Annotated in this window: 1 protein-coding gene (running past one end of the window); it reads right to left on the reverse strand. The window is 63.7% G+C overall.

Annotation, left to right across the window (positions count from 1 at the left end; translation table 11 throughout):
* Positions 1-25,813 carry the 5' portion of a non-ribosomal peptide synthase/polyketide synthase gene (locus tag QZH45_RS17645; protein WP_432783467.1) on the reverse strand. The gene continues 3,239 nt to the left of window position 1, outside the view, so only the first 25,813 of its 29,052 coding nucleotides appear in the window; the start codon lies at positions 25,811-25,813; the stop codon falls past the left edge of the window.
* Positions 25,814-26,078 lie beyond the last annotated feature (265 nt).

The following is a 26,078-nucleotide window of genomic DNA, read 5'->3' on the forward strand; positions in this document are numbered from 1 at the left end:
CCGGCACCACGACTTCGTGGACACCGCCCACGGCCGCAGCCAACGCAGCCAGGGTCGGCTGACCGAACAACACCCGGACGTCGGCGCTCAGGTCGACCTGACGCATGCGCTCGATCAACTTCACCGCCAGCAGCGAATGACCGCCCAATTCGAAGAAGTTGTCATGGCGACCGATCCGCTCCAGGTCCAGCAAGTCTTGCCATAGCGCGGCGATGATTGTCTCGACCGCTCCCTGCGGCGCTTCATATTCACGGGTTGCCACCGACGACTGGTCGGGGACTGGCAACGCCTTGCGGTCCAGCTTGCCGTTGGTGGTCAGCGGGAAAGCTTCCAGCAGCACGAAGGCGCTCGGCACCATGTAGTCCGCCAGCGAGCCCAGCAGCTGGGTACGCAGTTCAGCCGCGGACGGTTGGGCATTTTCCCCGGCAATCACGTAGGCCACCAGACGCTTGTCGCCCGTCTCGTCCTCGCGGGCGATGACCACCGCCTCGCTGACCCCTTCGCAAGCCGCCAGCGCTGCTTCGATCTCGCCCAGTTCGATACGGAAACCACGGATCTTCACCTGGTCATCGTTACGGCCAAGGTATTCGATGCTGCCATCGGCCAGCCAACGACCCAGGTCGCCCGTCTTGTACATCCGTGCGTTCGGCTCATTGCTGAAGGGGTTCTTCAGGAAACGCTCGGCGGTCAGCTCGGCGCGGCTCAGGTAACCGCGGCTGACGCCCGCACCACCGACGTACATCTCACCCACTACGCCGACCGGTACCGGCTCGCGCCGCGCGTCGAGCACGTACAGTTGCAGGTCGGGAATACGCCCGCCAATAGGGCTGACGCCGACCAGTTGGGCATCCGCCGCGCACAGTGCACGGTAGGTCACGTGCACGGTGGTCTCGGTGATGCCGTACATGTTCACCAGTTGCGTACCGGCATTGATTGCCCGGGCGTACCACGGCTTGAGAATGCCGGTTTCCAATGCTTCGCCGCCGAAGATCACCTGGCGCAGGCTGTGGCTCAAGTCGCTTTCGCCCTGGGCCCCGATCAACTGGCGGAACGCGCTTGGCGTCTGGTTCAGCACCGTGACGCCCGCCTCGCACAACAGTGCGTAGCAGTCCTGTGGCGAACGGCTGACCAGTTGCGGCACCACCAACAAACGACCGCCATGGGTCAGCGCGCCCCAGATTTCCCAGACCGAGAAGTCGAAGGCGAAGGAATGGAACAACGCCCAGACGTCATGCGGGCCGAAGTCGAACCATGGTTGCGTGGCCGAGAACAGTCGCGCGACGTTGCGATGCTCGACCATTACCCCTTTCGGTAAACCAGTGGAACCGGAGGTGTAGATCACATAGGCCAAGTGCCGGGACGTCAGCGTCTCGAGACCAGGGTTGTGCTGCGGTTGTTGCGCGATACCCGCTGTTTCAGGCTGATCGAGCAGCAATACGGAGGCAGACAGCCCGGGCAGATGAGCTAACAGATGCGACTGGGTGAGCAATGCCACCGGCGCGCAGTCGTCGAGCATGAACGCCAGGCGCTCCTGAGGATAAGCCGGATCCAGCGGCACATAACCGGCACCCGCCTTGAGGATGCCCAACAGGCCGACAATCATGTCCAGGCCACGTTCGACGCAGATCGCCACCCGGTCATCCGGACGAATGCCCAGGGCCAGCAACCGGTGGGCAAGCTGGTTGGCCCGGGCATTGAGTTCGCCGTAGGTCAGCGTGCGGTCCTCGAACACCACAGCCACGGCGTCGGGTTGCGCCGCCGCCCAGGCCTCGAATTGCCCGTGGATCAATGCATCATCGGCATACACCGCGTCCGAAGCATTCCAGGTCTCCAGCAACTGCCGGCGCTCGGCCGCAGGCAACACCGTCAGGTTGTGCACCGGCGTTTGCGGGGCGTGCTCCAAGGCATCCACCAGGCTTTGCAGGGCAACCTGCATATAGCCACTGATGCGTTGGGCACTGAGCTGCGCATCCACCTGGACCGTCAGGCTGAAGTCGTCACCCAGGTCATCGACGTTCAATGTCAGCGGATAGTTGGTCCGTTCCTCGCTGGACAGCATCTGCATGCCGCTCCAGGCCGACAGCACTTCGTCAGTCACCTGAGTCGCGCTGTGCCTATAGTTCAGAAGCGCGCTGAACAGCGGGGTTGGCGCAGCCACGCCGCTGCAACGTTGGGCCAACGCCAGGGACGCATGCTCATGGCCCAACAACCCGGTCAACCGCCCGTGGGTCGTGCGGACCGCGTCACGCACACTTTGCCCATCTACCGGTACACAGACCGGCAAGGTATTGATGAACATGCCCAGCGCACGGTCGGCTCCTTCGCCGCCCTGCATCCGGCCCAGCAATACCGTGCCGAACACCACTTCTTTCTGCCCGGTCGCCATGCTCAAGACCTGGGCCCAAGCCAAATGGACCAGGCTCGCGGCACTCACGCCGAGCAGTCGGGCCTGGGTCCGCAGACGGAAACTCAGTGCTTGACCGAGCGCTTCGCTCACTTCCCCGATGCCGCGTCCGTCGCCCTGCACCTGCGCCAACCCGAAAGGCAGCGTTGGCTCATCAACGTCAGCCAGCATCTCGCGGAAGAACGCCTCGTGCTCCGCCTCACTCATACCCAGTCGGGCCTGGGCGACGTAGTTGCGATACGGCACGGCTTCAGTCAGTTGCCCGGCCTCGCCGATCAAGTGCGCCTGCATCTCGTGTTGCACCACTTCCAGCGCAGTGTGGTCCAGCGCCATGTGGTGGAACAGCAGGGTCGCCACCCAGCGATCCTGGGCTTCATCCTGGGCGTAGACCAGTTGCAGCATCGGTGCATGGCGCAGGTCAAGGCGATAGTGACGAGCATCGAAGCGGCTCCCCAGTTGCGTGGCGACATCGCCGGCCGTGGCATCGGCCTGGAAGTATTGCGGCTCCAGCTTCACCTGGCGCCAGACCAGTTGCACCGGTTCGTCCAGCCCTTCCCAGACCACGCTGGTACGCAGAATGTCGTGACGGTCGATTACCACCTGCAGCGCCTCGACGAACGCGTCGAGACGCTCACGATTATCGAAGGCGAACTGCGACTGCAGTACATAGGGGTCGCCCTGTTCGGCGGCCAAATGGTGATAAAGGATGCCTTCCTGCAAGGGCGCCAGCGGGTAGATGTCCTGCACATTGGACGCGCCCCCCGGAACGGTGGCGACGATCAGGTCGATCGTCTCCTGGTCGAGGCTCACCAGCGGCAGCATGGCCGGGGTGATGCGCCCACAGCCGGACTCGATGAGGTTCGCCGGCACCTCGACTTCCCTGCCGCTGCCGACGGCGGCCGCCAGTGCCGCCAGGGTCGGCTGGCTGAACAGCACCCGCACATCGGCACTCAGGCCGGCCTGGCGCATGCGCTCGATCAGGTTCACCGCCAGCAGCGAATGACCGCCCAGTTCGAAGAAGTGATCGTGACGACCGATCTGCTCGACCTTGAGCACCTCGGCCCAGAGCCGGGCCAGGGTCTGTTCCACTTCGCCTTGCGGGGCTTCGTATTCACGGCTGGCGTAGGCGTCCGCGTCCGGAGCCGGCAGTGCACGGCGGTCCAGCTTGCCGTTGGCGGTCAGCGGGAAGGATGGCAACACGACGAAGGCGCTGGGCACCATATACTCGGCCAGCGTGCTCGCCAGTTGGCTGCGCAGCTCGTGCACCGACAACGTGACACCCTCTTCAGGGATCACATAACCCACCAGGCGTTTAGGTCCGTTGTCGTCCTGGCGCGCAAGTACCACGGCATCTTTCACGCCGGCACATTGGCCCAGCCTGGCTTCGATTTCGCCCAGTTCGATACGGAAACCACGGATCTTCACCTGATCATCGTTACGCCCCAGGTAATCCAAGGCGCCGTCGGTACGCCAGCGCGCCAGGTCGCCAGTGCGGTAGAGCAAGGCCGCCGGATCGGCGCTGAACGGGTCGGCGACGAACTTCTCGGCGGTCAGTTCAGGACGGTTCAGGTAGCCGTTCGCTACGCCGTCACCGCCGATGTACAGCTCGCCGGCCACGCCCACCGGCACGGGTTGCTGATTCGCATCCAGCACATAGACGCGGGTGTTGCCGATCGGATGACCAATCGGGATACCACCCTCGCCCACGGTCTTGATTTCGTAAGTGGTGGTGAACGTCGTGGCTTCCGTCGGGCCATAGCCGTTGAGCAGATGCTGCGGTGCGCCATCTTTCAGGACGCGACCGATCACCGCCGGATCCAGCACATCGCCACCCACGATCAGGTAACGCAGTTGCTTGAACACCGGCATCAAACCCGCCGCGTACTGGTGGAACAGGCCGGCGGTCATCCACAGCACGCTGACCGACTGCTCGGTCAACAACGCCGCAAAGCGCTCCTGGGACAGCAACACATCCTGCTCGACCACCACCACGCAACCACCGTTGAGCAACGGCGCCCAGACGTCGAGGGTACTGGCGTCGAACGCCGGGTTGGAGGCAAACGCCACCCGGTCCTGCTCGTTGAAGTCGGCATAACCGTTATTGATCACCAAGCGGTTGATCGCCCGATGCGGCACCAGCACGCCCTTCGGCATCCCGGTGGAACCGGAGGTGTACATGATGTAGGCAACCGACTCGGCGCTCTGGGTCAGGTCCAGGTTATCGGCAGACCCGTCCAGCTCGACGGTATCCAGGTTCAGCCGTTGCACACCTTCAGGCACAACCATCGTGCTCAGGGTCAGCACCAACCGTGCGCCACTGTCCTGGACCATGAACTGCTGGCGCTCGGCCGGTGCGTTGACATCCAGCGGCACGTAGACGGCAGCACATTTGAGCACGGCCAACTGGCTGACCAGCAGGTCAATCGAACGCGCCAACCCGATGGCCACGCTGTCCCCCGGTTGGGTGCCCATGCCGATCAGATGACGGGCCAGGCGGTTGGCCCTGGCGTTGAGTTCGCGGTAAGTCAGGTGTTGCCCGGCATGGATAACGGCAACGGCATCGGGATGCGCCTGCACCTGGGCTTCGAACAGGCCATGGACGGTGCTGTCCCGTGGATAGCTGCGAGTGGTCGCGTTGAAGTCTGCCACCGCCTGTTGGCGCTCGGCCGCTGGCAAGATCGACAGACTGTCCAATCGCGTCTGCGGTGCCTGCTCCAGGGCCTCCACCAAATGTTCCAGCGCGACGTTCATATAGACACAGACCCGCTGTGCGCCGATCTGCGGTACGGCCAGCGCCGTCAGGCCGAAGCCTTCGCCCAGGTCGTCCACCGAGAGGCTCAGCGGATAGTTGGTGCGTTCTTCGATGTCGAGGGTCTCGATGCCTTCCCAACCGGCCAGGGTCTCGCTCGAATGCTCGTCAACCGCGCTATGCCGATAATTGAGCAACGCACCGAACAACGGCATCGGCGCGGCTACGCCGCTGCAACGCTGGGCCAGCGCCAGGGAGGCATGCTCGTGCCCCAGCAGGCCGGTCAACCGGGCGTGAGTGGCCTTCACGCCGTCACGCACGCCCTGGTCGCCCACATCCACCCGCAACGGCAAGGTGTTGATGAACATGCCCAGCGCCCGATCAGCCCCATCGCCACCCTGCATCCGCCCCATCAGCACGGTGCCGAACACCACATCCGGTTTGCCGGACACCTGGCCCAGCACCTGCCCCCAGGCCAGGTGAACCAGGCTGGCCGCACTCACGCCGAGCTGGCGCGCCTGGGCTCGCAGACGCAGGCTCAACGACAGGTCGACAGGCAGTCTGGCTTCCTCGATATCCCGTCCATCCCCCTGCACATCCTGAAGACCGAACGGCAGCGTCGGCTCGTCTACATCACCGAGCATCTCGCGGAAGAACGCTTCGTGCTCCGCTTGGCTCACGCCCAGGCGAGCCTGGGCCACATAGTTGCGATACGGCGCAGCCGCGGCCAGCGGCTCGGCCTCGCCCAACAGATGCGCCTGCATCTCGTGCCGCACCACCTCCATGGCGGTGTGGTCCAGCGCCATATGGTGGAACAGCAGCATCGCGACCCAACGCTGGTTGGCCGCGTCCTGGGCAAACACCAGGCGCATCATGGGCGCCCGGGTGATATCGAGACGGTAATGCCGTGGATCGAAACGGTCCTGCAACAGGGTAGCGACATCGCCCGCCCCGGCTGCCAGCGCCACCTCATCCACCGCCAGCGGCGCGTTGCGCCAGACCACTTGCACTGGCGAATCGAACCCTTGCCACACCACGCTGGTACGGAGGATGTCGTGCCGGTCGATGACATGCTGCAACGCATCTGCAAAGGCCGACAGCCGATCCCGACTGCATACTTCAAACAGGATTTTCAACACATAGGGATCGCCCTGCTCGGCGGCCAGGTGATGGTAATGGATACCTTCCTGCAGCGGCGCCAACGGGTAGATGTCCTGCACATTGCGCGCGCCGCCCGGCACCGTTGCCACGACCCGGTCAATTGCTTCCTGATCAAGCTGGATCAGCGTGAGCATGGCTGGCGTAATCCGTTCACAGCCGCAGGCGATCAGGTTCGCAGGCACCTTGACCTCCTTGCCGCTGCCGACGGCCGCGGCCAGCGCCGCCAGGGTCGGCTGGCTGAACAGCACCCGCACGTCAGCGCTCAAACCGGCCTGACGCATGCGCTCGATCAACGTCACCGCCAACAGCGAGTGACCGCCCAGCTCGAAGAAATGATCATGACGACCGATGCGCTCGACGTTGAGCAGGTCTTGCCATAGCTGTGCCAACGTGGCTTCGACTTCGCCTTGCGGGGCCTCATAGGCCCGTGTGGCGAGTGAGTCAAGATCCGGCACCGGCAGTGCGCGACGATCCAATTTGCCGTTGGCGGTCAGCGGCCATGCGTCGAGGCGCATGTAGGCCACCGGCACCATGTACTCCGGCAGTAGCCCTTGCAGATGGGCGCGCAACGCCTCGATGTCCACGTCCTGCGCTTGAGTGAAGTAAGCCACCAAGCGTTTCTCACCCGGCACGTCTTCGCGGACCAGGACCACGCAGTCCCTCACAGCATCATGTTGTGCGAGTCGGGCTTCGATCTCGCCCAGTTCGATGCGGAAGCCACGGATCTTCACCTGGTCGTCGTTGCGACCCAGGTAATCCACGGCGCCGTCGGCACGCCAGCGCGCCAGGTCGCCGGTGCGGTAGAGCAAGGCCGCCGGATCGGCGCTGAACGGATCGGCAACGAATTTCTCGGCGGTCAGTTCCGGACGGTTCAGGTAGCCTTTCGCTACGCCATCGCCACCGATGTACAACTCACCCGCCACACCCACCGGCACCGGCTGCTGGTTCGCATCCAGCACGTAGACGCGGGTGTTGCTGATAGGTCGACCGATAGGGATACCGCCCTCGCCCACGTTCTTGATTTCATAAGTGGTGGTAAACGTCGTGGCTTCGGTCGGGCCATAGCCGTTGAGCAGATGTTGCGGTGCGCCATCTTTGAGCACGCGCGCGATTACCGCCGGATCCAACACATCGCCACCCACGATCAGGTAACGCAGTTGCTTGAACACCGGCAGCAGGCCGTCGGCGTACTGGTGGAACAGCCCGGCGGTCATCCACAACACGCTGACCGATTGCTCGGTCAACAGCGCCGCGAACCGCTCCCGGGACAGCAACACATCCTGCTCGACCACCACCACGCAGCCGCCGTTGAGCAACGGCGCCCAGACGTCGAGGGTACTGGCATCGAAGGCCGGGTTCGAGGCGAACGCCACCCGGTCCTGCTGGTTGAAATCGGCGTAGCCGTTGTTGATCACCAAGCGGTTGATCGCCCGATGCGGCACCAGCACACCCTTCGGCATCCCGGTGGAACCGGAGGTGTACATGATGTACGCAACCGACTCGGCATCCTGGGTCAGGTCCAGGTCATCGGCAGACTCGTCCAGCTCGACGGTATCCAGGTCCACCCGTTGCACACCTTCAGGCACAACCAGGGTGCTCAGGGTCAACACCAGCTGTGCGCCACTGTCCTGGACCATGAATTGCTGGCGCTCGACCGGTGCGTTGATATCCAGCGGCACGTAGACGGCAGCACATTTGAGCACGGCCAATTGACTGACCAGCAGGTCGCTCGAACGTGCCAAGCCAATAGCCACGCTGTCGCCCAATTGAGTACCCAGACCGATCAGATGACGGGCCAGGCGGTTGGCCCTGGCATTGAGGTCGCGGTAAGTCAGGCGTTGCTCGTCATGGACCACGGCAACGGCATCGGGATGCGCCTGCACCTGTGCTTCGAACAAGTCATTGACGGTCCGGTGCCGCGGATAACGACGGCTAGTAGCGTTGAACCCCATCAACACTTGCCGGCGCTCGGCTTGCGGCAGTACCTCCAGACTGTGCAGGCGTGTCGTGGGGTTGAACTCCAGGGCCTTGGCCAGGCTGTGCAGCGCGGTTTCCATGTAGGCACAGATCCGCTGCGCGCCCACGCCGTGGCTGGCCAGGACGGTCAAGGCGAAGTCGTCACCCAGGTCATCCACCGACAGGGTCAGCGGATAGTTGGTGCGTGCTTCGCCGCCCAGGGTTTCGACGTCCTGCCAGGCCGCCAGGGTGTCCCGTCCATTGGCTTGTTCGCTGGAGTTACGGTAATTGAGCAAGGCACTGAACAGCGGCGTCGGCGCCGCCACCGCGCTGCAACGCTGGGCCAGTGCCAATGGGGCATGCTCATGCCCCAACAGGGCGGTCAGTCGACCGTGCACTTCCTTGACGCCGGCCTTGACGTCCCGCTCATCGACACCGACGCGAAGCGGCAGGGTATTGATGAACATGCCCAACGCACGATCGGCCCCTTCGCCGCCCTGCATCCGGCCCATCAGGACCGTGCCGAAGACCACATCGCTCCTGCCCGAGACCCGGCCCAGCACCTGCGCCCAGGCCAAGTGGTGCAGGCTCGCCGCGCCCACGCCCGACTGGCGGGCCAGACGCCGCAGGCGACGGCTCAGGTCGCTGTCGAGCAGCTGTGTCGCCGTCTCGATATCGTCACCGTCGCCCTGTACATCGTGCAGGCCAAACGGCAGTGTCGGCTCGTCCACATCGCCGAGCATGTCGCTGAAGAAGCCTTCATGCTCTTCACGACTCACCCCCAGGCGGGCCTGAGCCACATAGTTGCGATACGGCGCGGGGGTGTCCAACTGGTCAGCGTGCCCCTGCAGATACGCCAGCATCTCGCGCTGCACCACTTTCATCGCCGCATGATCGAGGGCGATGTGATGGAACAGCAGCATCGCGATCCAGCGCTGGTTGGGCTGATCTTCCGCGAACGCCAGGCGCATCAGCGGGGCCTGGGTCAGGTCAAGGGCATAGTGCCGGGCATTGAAACGACTGTGCAGTTGTTCGCTGACGGCACCGGCCTGTGGATCCGCAACGAACGCCTCCAGCCCCAGACGCGCCTCGCGCCAGACCACTTGCTGAGGTTCATCGAGGCCCTCCCAGACGATGGCCGTGCGCAGGATGTCGTGGCGATCGATCACCACTTGCAGGGCCTGGACGAACTCGTCCAGACGCTCGCAGCTGTCGAAGGCGAACTGCGACTGCAACACGTAGGGGTCGCCCTGTTCGGCGGCCAGATGGTGATAGAGGATGCCTTCCTGCAACGGCGCCAGCGGGTAGATGTCCTGTATGTTGCCCATGCCACCCGGCACTTTCGACGCGATATGGTCGATGGCCTCCTGATCCAGGTGGGTCAGTGTGAGCATGTCGGGGGTGATCCGCGTGCAACCCGGCGGGATACCGTTGTCCGGCACCACGATTTCGCTGCCACTGCCCACCGCTGCCGCCAGCGCCATCAACGTCGGCTGGCCGAACAGCACGCGCACGTCGGCGCTCAAGCCGGCCTGGCGCATCCGCTCGATCAGGCTGACGGCCAGCAGGGAATGGCCACCGAGTTCGAAGAAGTGGTCATGACGGCCGACGCGCTCGACCTTGAGCACCTCGGACCAGAGTTGTGCCAGGGCAATCTCTGTTTCGCCTTGCGGGGCTTCGTAGCCACGGGTGATCAGTGCATCGTGTTCCGGAGCCGGCAAGGCCTTGCGGTCGAGCTTGCCATTGGGGGTCAACGGCATGGCATCGAGGCGAACGTAGGCCACGGGGACCATGTATTCCGGTAGCTGCCCTTGCAGATGGCTGCGCAGGGCTTCGATATCCGTTGTGTCGTTCGCCGGCGTGAAGTAGGCCACCAGGCGCTTGTCGCCCGGCACGTCTTCACGGGCCAGGACCACCGCTTCTTTCACCGCGTCGTGTTGAGCGAGCTTGGCTTCGATCTCGCCCAGTTCGATGCGGAAACCCCGGATCTTCACCTGGTCGTCGTTACGGCCCAGGTATTCGATGTTGCCGTCCGGGAGATAACGGCCGAGGTCGCCGGTTTTGTACATCCGGGCATTGGGTGAACAGCTGAAGGGATCGCTGAGGAAACGCTCGGCGGTCAGGTCATCACGATTGAGATAACCACGGGCGACACCGGCACCGCCGATATAGATTTCCCCTGGAACACCCAGCGGCACCGGCTGCTTATGCTCATCCAGCAAGTAGAACTGGGTATTGGCAACCGGCTTGCCGATATGCGCGGCAAACCCGTCTTCACGGGCCATCGACACCCAACTCGAATAAGTCGTGGTTTCCGAAGGCCCATAGAGGTTGCACAGGCGCTTGACGGAAGTCTGTTCGAACAGCGCTTCCACCAGACTGCGCTTGAGCGCTTCGCCGGCCACGTTGACTGTATCGACGCCCTCGCTCAAACCACCGGATTCCAGCAACGCCTTGAGCGCCGACGGCACGGTGTTGATCAGGGTGATGTCGTGCTCGCCGTGTTGCAGTTCCAGCACATTAGTGACGACCTCGATGCTGCCGCCGCTAGTCAACGGTGCAAAGCACTCGTAGACCGCCAGATCGAAGTTCAGCGAGGTCGAGAACAGGGTTTTTGACAGGGTTTGGGCATCGAACGACCGATGGGCCCAGGTCAGGAAGTTCACCGTGTTGCGGTGTTCGATCATCACCCCTTTCGGCAAGCCGGTGGAACCGGAGGTGTAGATCACGTAAGCCAGATGCGCCGAGGTCAGCTCGGCAATCTCTGGATTCGAGACGGATTCGTCCTGCCAGCGCCCGCTACCGAGATCGATCACCGGCATCGTTGCATCGGCCAGCAACCCAAGGGTCGCCGTCTGAGCCAGCACCACCGCCGGCGCGCTGTCTTCCAGCATGTAGGCAATCCGATCCGCCGGGTAAGCCGGATCCAGCGGTACATAACCACCGCCCGCCTTGAGGATCGCCAGCAACCCGACCACCATGTCGAGGCCACGCTCGACGCAGATCGCCACCCGCGAATCCGGCCGCACGCCCTGCCCGCACAGATAATGCGCCAGGCGGTTGGCCTGCTCGTTCAGCTCGCAATAGCTCAGGCGTTGCTCGCCATGCCGCACGGCCATTGCTTCCGGCGTGCGTTGCACCTGCTCCTCGAACAACCCATGAATGGTCTGATCCAGCGGATATTCGGCGTCGGTGGCGTTGAACGTCACCAGCAGTTGCTCACGCTCCGCTGCGGGCAGAATCGGCAGATCGGCCAGCGATGACTCAGGCGCACACTCCAGCGCCTGGGCCAGACTCGTCAGCGCCGCTTCCATATAGGCACAGATCCGCGGCGCGCCGATCCCGCTCACCACTTGGACGGTCAGGCTGAAATCTTCGCCCAGATCGTCCACCGAGAGCATCAGCGGATAGTTGGTCCGCTCTTCGCCACTGAGCACCTCAATGCCGCTCCAGGCAGACGGGGCCTGGTTCGCATCGGTGTGACGGTAGTTGAGCAACGCACTGAACAGCGGCGTCGGTGCCGCCACCCCACTGCAACGCTGCGCCAGCGCCAGAGACGCATGCTCATGCCCCAGCAGCGCGGTCAAGCGGCCATGGGTCGCTCTCACGCCTGCACGGACCGCGGCCTGCCCCAGGTTCACCCGTAGCGGCAAGGTGTTGATGAACATCCCCAGGGCGCGGTCGGCGCCCTCGCCGCCCTGCATCCGGCCCATCAGCACGGTGCCGAACACCACGTCGTCCCGGCCCGATACACGGCCCAGCACCTGCGCCCAGGCCAGGTGGACCAGACTTGCCGCGCTCACACCAAGCCGGCGTGCCTGAATCCTCAGGTTATGGCTCAAGCTGTTGGCGAGCGCCAACGTGGCTTCTTCGATCCCCTGTCCTGCGCCTTGCACATCGTGCAGGCCGAACGGCAACGTCGGCTCGTCCACGTCGCCAAGCATGTCGTGGAAGAAACCTTCGTGCTCCTGCTGGCTGACGCCCAGGCGAGCCTGGGCCACATAGTTGCGATAAGGCATCGCCGCCGCCAACTGCCCGGCCTGCCCGAGCAAGTGCGCCTGCATCTCATGGCGCACCACTTCCAGTGCGGTGTGATCGAGCGCCATGTGATGAAACAACAGGGTCGCTACCCAACGCTGGTGGGTTGCATCCTGAGCAAAGCGGATGCACATCAACGGCGCCTGGCGGATATCCAAGCGGTGGTGCCGCGCATCGAAGCGTGCTTGCAACTGACCGGCGATGTCACCGTCCTCATCCCGCAGCAATACCTGCTCGACGCCGAGCGACGCGTTGCGCCAGACCACTTGCACCGGCTCGTCCAAGCCCTCCCAGGCCATGGCCGTGCGCAGGATGTCGTGGCGATCGATCACGCCTTGCAAGGCCTGGGTGAAATCGTCCAGGCGTTCGCGGCTGTCGAAGGCGAACTGCGCTTGCAGCACGTAGGGGTCACCCTGTTCGGCCGCCAGGTGGTGATAGAGGATGCCCTCCTGCAACGGCGCCAACGGATAGATGTCCTGCACATTGGCCGCACCGCCCGGTACCGTCGCGACGATACGGTCAATGGCATCCTGGTCCAGCGATACCAGTGGCAGCATGGCCGGGGTGATGTGTTCGCAATCCGCAGGAATCAGGTTTGCCGGAACTGTCACTTCACTGCTACCGCCGATGGCCGACGCCAGCGCAGCCAGGGTCGATTGATTGAACAGGATACGCACATCGGCACTCAGGCCGGTCTGGCGCATCCGTTCGATCAGGCTGACGGCCAGCAGGGAGTGGCCACCGAGTTCGAAGAAGTGATCGTGACGACCGACGCGCTCGACCTTGAGCAGGTCCTGCCAGATCTGCGCCAGGATGGTTTCAACTTCGCCTTGGGGGGCTTCGTAGCCACGGGTGATCAGTGCATCGTGTTCCGGCGCCGGCAAGGCCTTGCGGTCGAGTTTGCCGTTGGGGGTCAGGGGCAGTGCATCAAGCTGCACGTAGGCCACCGGGACCATATAGGCCGGCAATTGCGCTTGCAGATGGCGGCGCAGGACCTCAATGTCCACCGCTTCGGATTGAGTGAAATAAGCCACCAGGCGCTTGTCGCCCGGCACGTCTTCACGGGCCAGCACCACCGCTTCTTTCACAGCGTCATGTTGGGCAAGCTTGGTTTCGATCTCGCCCAGTTCGATGCGGAAACCCCGGATCTTCACCTGGTCGTCGTTACGGCCCAGGTATTCGATGTTGCCGTCCGGGAGATAACGGCCGAGGTCGCCGGTTTTGTACATCCGGGCATTGGGTGAACAGCTGAAGGGATCGCTGAGGAAACGCTCGGCGGTCAGGTCATCACGATTGAGATAACCACGGGCGACACCGGCACCGCCGATATAGATTTCCCCTGGAACACCCAGCGGCACCGGCTGCTTATGCTCATCCAGCAAGTAGAACTGGGTATTGGCAACCGGCTTGCCGATGTGCGCGGCAAAACCGTCTTCACGGGCCATGGACACCCAACTCGAATAAGTCGTGGTTTCCGAAGGCCCATAGAGGTTGCACAGGCGCTTGACTGAAGTCTGTTCGAAGAGTGTTTCCACCAGACTGCGCTTGAGCGCTTCGCCGGCCACGTTGACTGTATCGACGCCGTCGCTCAAACCGCCGGATTCCAGCAGCGCCTTGAGCGCCGACGGTACGGTGTTGATCAAGGTGATGTCGTGTTCACCGTTTTGCAGTTCCAGCACATTAGTGACCACTTCGATGCTGCCGCCCGACGTCAGCGGTGCGAAGCATTCGTAGACCGCCAGGTCGAAGTTCAGCGAAGTCGAAAACAGGGTTTTCGACAGGGTTTGCGCATCGAATGAACGATGGGCCCACGTGAGGAAGTTCACCGTGTTGCGGTGTTCGATCATCACACCCTTGGGCAAACCGGTGGAACCGGAGGTGTAGATCACGTAGGCCAGATGCGACGAGGTCAGCCCAGGTACCTGCGGACTCGAGACGGACTCGTCCTGCCAGAGCCCGCTACCGAGATCGATCACAGGCATCTTGGCACCAGCCAACAACCCAAGGGTCGCCGTCTGGACCAGGACCACGGCCGGAGCGCTGTCTTCCAGCATGTAGGCAATCCGATCCGCCGGATAGGCCGGATCCAGTGGCACGTAACCGCCACCGGCCTTGAGAATCGCCAGCAAGCCCACGACCATGTCGATACCACGCTCGACGCAGATCGCCACCCGCGAATCCGGCCGCACGCCCTGCTTGCGCAGGTAATGCGCCAACCGGTTGGCCCGTTCGTTCAGCTCGCGATAGCTCAGGCGCTGCTCGCCATGCAGCACCGCCAGCGCATCCGGCGTGCTCTGCACCTGTTCCTCGAACAATCCGTGAACGGTCTGTTCCAGCGGGTACTCGGCGTCGGTGGCGTTGAACGCCACCAGCAGTTGCTCACGTTCCGCTGCCGGCAGAATTGGCAAATCGGCCAGCGACGACTCAGGGGCACACTCCAGCGCCTGGGCCAGACTCGCCAGCGCAGCCTCCATATAGGCAGCGACGCGCCACGCATCGACGCCACTCACCGCCTGGACGGTGAGGCTGAAGCCTTCGCCCAGATCGTCCACCGACAGCGCCAACGGATAGTTGGTGCGCTCCTCGCCACCCAGCGCCTCGATGCCTTGCCAGCCAGAGGACGGTTGCAGTGCGAGGGGCTCCGCCATCGAATGACGATAGTTGAGCAAAGCACTGAACAACGGCGTCGGTGCAACCACGCCACTGCAACGCTGGGCCAATGCCAGGGAAGCGTGCTCATGCCCCAGCAACCCGGTCAGCCGCGCATGTGTCGCCAGTACACCATCGCGCACGCTCTGCGCCCCCACCTGCACGCCCAGCGGCAAGGTATTGATGAACATCCCCAGAGCGCGGTCGGCCCCCGCGCCCCCTTGCATCCGGCCCATCAATACGGTGCCGAACACCACCTCTTCGCGACCCGATACCCGGCCCAGCACCAGGGCCCAGGCCAAGTGGTGCAGACTCGCCGCGCTCACGCCCAACCGACGGGCCTGGCTGCGCAGGCGACGGCTCAGATCGATGGTGACCGCTTGCCTGGCCTCCTCGACATCGCTGCCATCGCCACGGACATCCTGCAAACCGAATGGCAAGGTGGGTTCGTCGATGGTACCCAGCATGTCGTGGAAGAACGCTTCGTGCTCCTCACGGCTCACACCCAGGCGGGCCTGGGCCACATAGTTGCGATACGGCACCGCTGCGCCCAATTGGTCAGCCTGGCCCAGCAAGTGTGCCTGCATTTCGTGGCGCACCACTTCCAGTGCTGTGTGATCGAGCGCCATATGGTGAAACAACAGGGTCGCTACCCAGCGCTGGTGAATTTCATCCTGGGCAAAACGGATGCACATCAACGGCGCCTGGCGGATGTCCAGGTGCTGCCGGGTGTTCAACTGAACAGCGATGTCGCCGTCCTCCCCCCGCAGCAACACTTGCTCGACGCCCAGCGATGCCTCGCGCCAGACCACTTGTACCGGCTCGTCCAGCCCTTCCCAGGCCATGGCCGTGCGCAGGATGTCGTGGCGATCGATCACGCCTTGCAGGGCCTGGGTGAAATCGTCCAGGCGTTCGCGGCTGTCAAAGGCGAACTGCGCTTGCAGCACGTAGGGGTCGCCCTGTTCGGCCGCCAGGTGGTGATAGAGAATCCCCTCCTGCAACGGCGCCAGCGGGTAGATGTCCTGCACATTGGCCGCCCCGCCCGGCACGGTCGCGACGATGCGGTCGATGGCGTCCTGGGTCAACGTCACCAACGGCAGCATGTCGGGGGTAATGCGTTGGCAGTCCGACGCAATCAGGTTGACCGGAACGCTCATCTCGTTGCCGGCATCGTTGCCGACAGCCGCTGCCAGCGCAGCCAGGGTCGGTTGGCTGAACAGCACGCGCACGTCGGCACTCAGGCTGACCTGACGCATCCGCTCGATCAGGCTGACGGCCAGCAGCGAGTGGCCGCCGAGTTCGAAGAAGTGATCGTGACGACCCACTTGTTGCAGACCTAGCAGGTCCTGCCAGATCTGCGCCAGGACGGTTTCGGTTTCGCCTCGGGGGGCTTCGTAGCCACGGGTGATCAGTGCATCGTGTTCCGGAGCCGGCAAGGCCTTGCGGTCGAGCTTGCCATTGGGGGTCAACGGCATGGCATCGAGGCGAACGTAGGCCACGGGAACCATGTATTCCGGTAGCTGCGCTTGGAGATGGCTGCGCAGGGTTTCGATGTCCGCTGTGTCGTTCGCCGGCGTGAAGTAGGCCACCAGGCGCTTGTCGCCCGGCACGTCTTCACGGGCCAGTACCACCGTTTCTTTCACCGCGTCGTGTTGAGCGAGCTTGGCTTCGATCTCGCCCAGTTCGATGCGGAAACCACGGATCTTCACCTGGTCGTCGTTGCGGCCGAGGTATTCGATATTGCCGTCCGGCAGGTAGCGACCGAGGTCTCCGGTCTTGTACATCCGGGCATCCGGTTCGCTGCTGAACGGATCCTTGAGGAAGCGTTCAGCGGTCAGGTCATCGCGGTTCAGGTAACCCCGCGCGACACCGGCACCACCGATGTAGATTTCCCCTGGGACGCCCAGTGGCACCGGTTGTTTATGTTCGTCCAGCAAGTAGAACTGTGTATTCGCAACCGGTTTGCCGATGTGCGCGGCAAATCCGTCTTCACGGGCCATGGAGACCCAACTGGAGTAAGTCGTAGTTTCCGAAGGCCCGTAGAGGTTGCACAGGCGTTTGACCTGGGTCTGCTCGAACAACGCTTCCACCAGACTGCGCTTGAGGGCTTCGCCGGCCACGTTCACCGTGTCCACGCCTTCGCCCAGTCCACCGGACTCCAGCAAGGCCTTGAGCGCCGATGGCACGGTGTTTATCAGGGTGATGTCGTGTTCGCCGTGTTGCAGTTCCAGCACATTAGTGACTACCTCGATGCTGCCGCCGCTAGTCAACGGTGCAAAGCACTCGTAGACCGCCAGGTCGAAGTTCAGCGAGGTCGAGAACAGCGTTTTCGACAGTGTCCGGGCATCGAACGAACGATGCGCCCAAGTCAGGAAATTCACCGTGTTGCGGTGTTCGATCATCACGCCTTTCGGCAACCCGGTCGAACCTGAGGTGTAGATCACGTAGGCCAGGTGCGACGAGGTCAGCTCGGCAACCTGCGGACTCGAGACGGACTCGTCCTGCCAGAGCCCGCTACCCAAATCAATCACTGGCATCGTGGCATCAGCCAACAACCCAAGGGTCGCCGTCTGGGCCAGCACCACTGCCGGTGCACTGTCCGCCAGCATGTAGGCAATCCGATCCGCTGGATAGGCCGGATCCAGTGGCACGTAACCGCCACCCGCCTTGAGGATCGCCAGCAAGCCCACGACCATGTCGAGGCCACGCTCGACGCAGACCGCCACTCGCGAGTCCGGCCGCACACCCTGCCCGCCCAGATAATGCGCCAACTGGTTGGCCCGCTCGTTCAACTCGGCATAGCTCAGGCGTTGCTCGCCATGCAGCACCGCCAGCGCCTCCGGCGTGCGCTGCACCTGCTCCTCGAACAACCCATGAACGGTCTGTTCCAGAGGGAAATGGGCTGCGGTGTTGTTGAATTCCTGCAATACCTGCCTGCGCTCGTTTTCCGACAGGATCTCCAGATCGTTGATCGCGGATTCAGGCGCACACTCCAGTGCCTCCACCAGGCTCGCCAGGGCCGTCTGCATGTAGGCACCGACCTGACGCGCATCAACCCCACCGGCCGTCTGCACGCTCAGCAGGAAGCCTTCGCCCTGATCGTCCACCGACAACATGCACGGATAGTTGGTCCGCTCCATGACCTCCAACACCTGCGTACCCGCCCAGCGGTCGACACTGTCGCCTTCCTGGAGCGGGCTATGCCGATAGTTCAGCAACGCACTGAACAGCGGTAGCGAAGCTGGCACGCCACTGCAACGCTGAGCCAGTGCCAGAGAAGCGTGTTCGTGGCCCAACAAGGCCGTCAGGCGGGCGTGGGTCACCTTGACCCCGGCACGCACGTCCTGCCCGCCCACGTTGACCCGCAACGGCAGGGTATTGATGAACATGCCCAGGGCGCGGTCCGCGCCCTCGCCGCTCTGCATGCGCCCCAGCAGTACGGTGCCGAAGACCACGTCCTCGCGACCGGACACACGCCCCAGTACCCTAGCCCACGCCAAGTGATGCAAGGCTGCCGCGCTCACGCCCAGTTGGCGCGCCTGCTGCCGCAGACGCCGGCAAAGATCCGGGTCGAGATTCAGCTTGACCTCTTCTACGCCCCGGCCGTCCCCCTGGACTTCCCGCAGGCCGAACGGCAGCGTCGGCTCCTCGACATCAGCGAGCATGTCGCGAAAGAAGCGCTCATGCTGCTCACGCGGCACGCCCAACAGCGTTTGCGCCACGTAATTACGGTAAGGCATGGCCGCTTCCAGGCGGTCGCCCTCGCCATTGAGGAACGCCAGCATTTCCTCCTGCATCACGTCCAGGGCGGTATGGTCCAGGGCGATATGGTGGAACAGCAGAACCGCGACCCAGCGCTGGTGCACACTGTCCCAGGCGCAGGCCAGACGCATCAGTGGCGCCTTGCCGAGGTCCAGCCGGCAATGGCGAGGATCGAACAATCCTTGCAACTGCGCCGCGATATCGCCCCTGGCCGGATCGAGGGCCTGCTCATCGAGCGTCAACCGGCACTGGCGCAGAACCACCTGTAACGGCGCCTCCAGGCCTTCGCGCAGCAGCGCGGTCCGGAGGATATCGTGCCGGTCGATCACGGCCTGCAAGGCCGCGACGAAGCCGTCGAGTTGAGCGCGGCTGTCCATCGCGAAGGTGGCTTGCAGCAGGTAGGGGTCGCCTTCCTCGGCGGCGATGTGGTGATAGAGAATGCCCTCCTGCAACGGCGCCAGGGGGTAGATGTCCTGGACGTTGCCGACGCCGCCCGGCACAGCGGCGACGATCCGATCGAGGGTTGCCTGGTCCAGCGTCACCAGCGGCAGCATCGACGGAGTGATCCGTTCGCACCCCGCAGCAATACCGTTGGCCGGCACGCTCACCTCGGTACGACCGCCCACTGCCGCCGCCAGGGCAGCCAAGGTAGGTTGACCGAACAGCACCCGCACATCGGCGCTCAGCCCAGCCTTGCGCATCAGTTCGATCAGTTTTACAGCCAGCAGCGAATGGCCGCCCAGCTCGAAGAAATGATCGTGTCGCCCCACCTGCCCGACACCGAGCACATCAGCCCACAACCCTGCCAGCGTGGTTTCCACCTCGCCCAGTGGCGCTTCATAGGCACGGCTGGCGAAGGCGTCCGCTTCCGGGGCCGGCAGCGCGCGGCGGTCGAGTTTGCCGTTGGGCGACAAGGGCAGCGTATCCAGGCGCACGTAGGCCGCAGGAACCATGTAGTCCGGCAGCAGCGCCTGCAAGTGCGCGCGCAGTGCATCGGCCTCCGGCGCCGCATCCGCCACCTGGGCGGTGATGTAGGCCACCAGGCGTTTCTCGCCGGGTTGGTCTTCACGGGCGACGACAACCGCCTCCTTTACTTCGCCGTGTTGGCAGAGCCGGGACTCGATCTCACCCAGCTCGACACGGAAGCCTCGGATCTTGATCTGATCGTCGTTGCGTCCCAGGTACTCGATATGACCATCGGGCAAGTAGCGGCCCAGGTCACCGGTCTTGTACAGGCGCGCCTGCCCGTCGGTGGCAAACGGGTCACGGATGAACCGTTGTGCGGTCAGGTCTTCGCGGTTCAGATAACCATGGGCGACGCAAACGCCACCGATGTGGATCTCGCCGGCCACGCCGACCGGCACCGGTTGCTGCTGTTCGTCCAACAGGTAGATACGGGTATTGGCTACCGGCTGTCCGATGGCAGGCAGCGTCGGCCACGCCGCGACATCGTCCGGTAGCGTCAACGCAGTGGTGACGTGGGATTCGGTCGGCCCGTAGTGGTTGTGCAGGCGACAACCGTCCAGGCGCTCGAACAAGGCACGGATCTGTGGCGTGATGCGTAACTGTTCGCCAGCGGTAATGACGTCTTTCAAGTCGCAGGTCAGCGGCGTGCCGTCACGCTCGTCGGCGACCGCTTCGGCCAGGGCCTGCAGGGCGATGCACGGCAGATACAGGCGTTCGATGCGCTGCTGGCAGATGTGTTCGAACAGGCGGTGGAAATTCAGGCGGATGTCGGCATGGATCAGCGACAGCTCGCCGCCGGCACACAAGGTGCTGAAGACTTCCTGGAACGCCACGTCGAAGCCGAGTGCGGCAAACTGCAAGGTGCGCGCAGCAGCCCGCCCCTGCTGCGCCGCTTGCGCGATCTGCCACTGCATCAGGTTGACCAGGGCACGGTGCGGCATCGCCACACCCTTGGGCTGGCCGGTGGAGCCCGAGGTGTAGATGACATACGCCAGGCTGTCGGGGGTAAGGCCGCTCACCTGTGCGTCCGGGTTACTGGACGGTTGCCGGTCGATGCCCGCGGCGGCGCGGTCCTCACCGTCGAGCAGCAAGACCGGCACGCCCGCCGCTGGGAAGCGTTCCTGCAGGCTGCCCTGGGTCAGCAGCACCTTCGGTGCGCTGTCCTCCAGCATGTAGACCAAGCGCTCGGCCGGGTAAGCCGGATCCAGCGGCACATAGCCGGCCCCGGCCTTGAGGATCCCCACCAGCCCCGCAACCATTTCCAGGCCGCGCTCCACGCAGATCGCCACCCGGTCGTCGGCACGGACACCCCACTCGATCAAGTGATGGGCGATCTGGTTGGACAGCCGATTCAGTTCGCCGTAGCTCAGGCTCTGCCCCTGATACGTCAGCGCAACGGCCTCAGGCTGAGCTTCAGCATGGGCCTCGAACAGTTGATGGATCAGCAGTCCCGACGGGTACACCGCATCGAACGCATTGAAGTCGTGCAACAACTGCTGACGTTCACTGGCGGGAACAAAGGCCAGTGTGTGCAACGGGGTATCCCCATCCCGGTCGAGGGCATCGACCATAGCTTCAAGCACGGTGTGCACGTAGCCGCATACCCGTTGTGCACCGATCCCGGCAACGGCTTGCACGGTCAGTCCAAACGAATCACCGAGATCATCCACCGATAGCGACAGTGGGTAGTTGGTCCGTTCCTCGCCGCCGAGAATTTCCGCACCGGCCCAGATTCTTGCCTGGCCCGCATCCTCGCTTGCCTGTGCCGCCACGGCGGTCTGCCGATAGTTCATCAGCGCGCTGAACAGCGGCGCCGGCGGCGCAACGCCACTGCACCGCTGTGCCAAAGACAACGGCGCGTGTTCGTGGCCCAGCAGCGCCGCCAGGCGGCCATGGGTCGCCTGCAACGCGGCCAGCACCCCTTGGTTCCCCGCCTCGACGCGCAATGGCAGGGTGTTGACGAACATGCCCAGGGCGTGTCCGGCCTCCTGTCCACTGTGCAACCGGCCCATCAACACGGTGCCGAACACCACGTCCTGACGACCGGACAAGCGCCCCACCACCTGACCCCAGGCCAAATGATGCAGACTGGCGGTGCTCACCCCCAGGCGCCGGGCCTGGGCACGCAGACGCCGGGCCAGCCCGACCTCCAGCGACAGCGTCGCCTCTTCGATACCGCTGCCGTCGCCCTGCACATCCTGCAGGCCGAGCGGCAACGTCGGCTCGTCGACGTCGCCGAGCATCTCGCTGAAGAACGCCTCATGTTGCTCGGGATGACTGTCCAGGCGGACCTGGGCCACGTAGTTGCGATAAGGCACCGACACCGGCAGCTCCGCCGAACGACCTTGCAGGTGTGCATCGATTTCCTTGCCGAGCATGCCGAGGGAGGTCGCGTCATCGATCAGGTGATGGAACAGCAATACCGCCACCCAACTGCCATTGACGGTATCCTCGGCAAAGTGAATACGCATCATCGGTGCCTGGCGCAGATCGAAGCGGGTATGGCGCGGATCGAAACGGGCCTGCAACTGGTCAGCGATGTCGCCTTCGATCGGGTCCAGGGCCAGTTCTTCGACCCTCAGGCGCGCCTCGCGCCAGACCACCTGCACCGGCTCGCCCAGCCCTTCCCACGCCACCGAGGTGCGCAGGATGTCGTGCCGGGCGATGACCGCCTGCAAGGCGTGCCCGAATGCTTCCAACTGTTCCCGAGTGCCGAAGCGCAACAGGGCCTGCAGCAGGTACGGATCACCTTCGCTGGTAGCCAGATGGTGATAGAGAATGCCTTCCTGCAACGGCACCAGGCCGTAGATATCCTGCACATTGTCCACGCCGCCCGGCACGGTTGCGACAATACGATCGATTTCGTCCTGGGTCAGGGTCGCCAGGGGCAACATGTCCGGGGTGATGCGCTCGACGTCCCGGGGAATCCGATTCTCCGGCACCCGCACGCCGCGGCTGTTGCTGGTCGCGGCAGCCAGGGTCTGCAGCGTCGGTTGGCCGAACAGCACCCCGACGTCGGCGTTCAGGTCGAACTGGCGCATGCGCTCGATCAGCTTGACCGCCAACAGCGAGTGGCCTCCCAGTTCGAAGAAACGGTCGTGGCGGCTCACCTGCTCGACGCCAAGCAGCTCGGCCCACAGCGCAGCCAGGGTGATTTCCACCTGGCCCATCGGCGCTTCATAGCTGCGCCGGGCAAGGGCCTGCGAGTCGGGAGCCGGCAGTGCCTTGCGGTCGAGCTTGCCGTTGGTGGTCAGCGGAAACGCTTCGAGCATCACAAAGGCACTCGGTACCATGTAGTCCGCCAACGAGCCCAGCAGCTCGCTGCGCAACTCGCCCGCAGACACGCAGGCGCCATCTTCGGCAAGCACATAGGCCACCAGCCGCTTGTCGCCCGGCTCGTCTTCCCGGGCGACCACCACCGCTTCGCGCACTTTTGCGCAAGCCGTCAGCTTCGCCTCGATTTCACCCAGTTCGATACGAAAACCGCGGATCTTCACCTGTTCATCGTTGCGACCCAGGTACTGCAGCTCGCCGTTGTGCAGCCAGCGACCGAGGTCGCCGGTACGATACATCCGCGCGTTCGCATCGGCATCGAACGGATCGGGCAGGAACCGCGTTTCGTTGAGCTCCGGCCGGTTCAGGTAGCCTCGCGCCACACCGGCGCCACCGACGTACAGCTCGCCCTCCACGCCCTTGGGCACCGGCTTGCCGTACTTGTCCAGCAGGTATAGGCGCAAATCGGGAATCCGCTTGCCGATCGGGCTGACACCGATCAACTGGGCATCGGCCGCTTGCAGCGCACGATAGGTCACGTGCACCGTGGTTTCGGTGATGCCGTACATGTTCACCAGTTGCGTGCCGGCATTGATTGCCCGGGCGTACCATGGCTTGAGGATGCCGGTTTCCAAGGCCTCGCCACCGAAGATCACCTGGCGCAGGCTGTGGCTCAGGTCGCTCTCACCCTGGGCCGCAATCAACTGGCGGAACGCCGTCGGCGTCTGGTTCAGCACCGTGACGCCGGCCTCGCACAACAGCGCGTAGCAGTCCTGCGGCGAACGGCTGACCAGTTGCGGCACCACCAGCAGGCGGCCGCCGTGGGTCAATGCGCCCCAGATTTCCCAGACCGAGAAATCGAACGCGAAAGAATGGAACAGCGCCCAGACGTCTTGCGGACCGAAGTCGAACCACGGCTGCGTGGCCGAGAACAGCCGCGCGACGTTGCGGTGCTCGACCATCACGCCCTTGGGCAAGCCGGTCGAGCCCGAGGTATAGATCACGTAGGCCAGGTGATGGGGCGCCAGTGTGCCGATATTCGGATCATGCTGTGGCTGCCCGACGAACCCCGCGGCTTCAGGCTGATCGAGCAGCAACACCGGGACAGCCGGCGCAGGCACTCGGTCTAGCAACGCAGCTTGGGTGAGCAACGCCACCGGCGAGCTGTCCTCGAGCATGAAGGTCAGGCGGTCCAGGGGGTAGGCCGGATCCAGCGGTACATAGCCAGCGCCGGACTTCAGGATACCCAACAGGCCAACGATCATGTCCAGGCCACGCTCGACGCAGATTGCCACCCGATCATCCGGGAACACCCCCAAGGCCAGCAGGCGATGGGCGACCTGGTTCGCCCGGATATTCAGCTCGCCGTAGGTCAGGCTCTGGCCTTCATGGACCACCGCCACTGCTCTCGGCTGCGCGGCAGCCCGCGCTTCGAACAGACTGTGAATGGTGCGGTCGTGCTCATACCGCTGCGCATCGCTCGTGTTCCAGGCCTGGAGCAGACGGGCTTCAGCCGGTGTCGGCAGGACAAAGTCACGGATCGGCAACGTATCGTCACTCAGTCCTTGCTCCAGAACGTGGACGAAGCGCTCGGCCATTGCCTCGATTTCATCGGCCTGCAAGAACGCCTGGTTGTAGATCCAGTGCACCCAGGCATTTTTCTCGTTGGGGTTGGTCCGGAAATGAATCGCCAGGGGCATCTGCTCCTGACCGTTGGAACTCTTCACCGAATAGGCCGTGGCGTCGCCGAACCGGTACAGGTAGTTCTCTTCCTCATAGGAGAACGACACATCGAACAGCTGGGCACGATTGTCACGTCGCAGCTCCAAGGAGCGGTGAATGTCGCTTAACGGAAACCGCTGGTAGCGATAGTCCTGCTTGAGCGCGCGCGCCACCTCTTGGATCAGCTCGCCGAACGACAGGTCATCGGCGAATCTCAAGCGCATGGCACTGACCTGGGTGAACAATCCCACGGTTTGCTTGAAGGTCGGATTGGAGCGATTGAGGATCGGCAGGCCCACCACCAGCTCGTCGCGCTGGGTCGTACGGACAAAGTACACGTACAACGTCGCCAGCAGCACCGGGAAACGCGAGACCTGATGGGTCAGCGCCAGGGCGTCGATCCGCTCGTTCAGCGTCTGAGGGAAAGACGTCATGGCATGAGCGCTGGGCACCACGGGCTCGACAAAGCGATCACGGTAACGGGCAGTGAACAATGGATCCGGCACATCCCGGTATTTATCGAGCCAGTAGGCCTGGTCCCGCTGGAAACGGTCCGATTCGTGGTAACGGGCGTCATCCTCGATGAATCCGGCATAGGACGGTGCCGACAGGTCAGGCTCGCGGTTCTCCCCAAGCGCGTTGTACAGGTCACTGAGGGACGCGAGCATCAGGTTGATGCCCCAGCCGTCCTGGATAATGTGGTGCAGGTTGACGACGAAATAGAACGAAGCCTCATCGAGCTTGACCAGGTAGAAGCGGAACAGTGGTCCCTTATCGAGAGCAAATGCCACTTCCAGCCCCTGTTGTACCCAGGTCTGGGCCGCGGTCTGCGGTTCGGGACGATTGGAAAAATCGATCAGCGGGACCCGCACCTCCAACGACTCGACCAGGGTCTGCATGGGCACGCCGTCGCCGCCGACGTCGCAGTGCAGGACCGTGCGCAAGGCATCGTGCTTGCGGACCAGCAGTTCGACCGCTTGCTCCATGCGGTCAGGGTCGACAGCACCCTGGATATGGAGGTAACCACCCATGGTGTACAAGGGAGAATCGCCCTTGGTCATCTGGTCCAGCCAGATGTCCCGCTGGGACGCCGTCAGCGGATAAGTTGCCGCAAGCTCCAGAGACTGGTTCATACGCGGCCCCCGGTCACTCGCACACCGGCAGGTTCTGGATGACGGTCGGCCAAGAGGCCCACTGCGATAACAACGCCCACAGCAAAGAAAAATGTCATACGTTCCTTCTCAGATATTTGTCAGTGCTGCCCGGGGCAAACGCAACAGGGCACGCCTGGAGTTGATGATGCAGATCCGCGCGGACAGCCGGCGCCACCCGGCAGGAGTTCCACTGCTGTCGGGCGGGTTGGATGTCAGGCGTCTTTCACGGGTTGGCGGGGATGTT

Source organism: Pseudomonas corrugata (assembly GCF_050920615.1).
Taxonomy (GTDB): Bacteria; Pseudomonadota; Gammaproteobacteria; order Pseudomonadales; family Pseudomonadaceae; genus Aquipseudomonas; species Aquipseudomonas corrugata.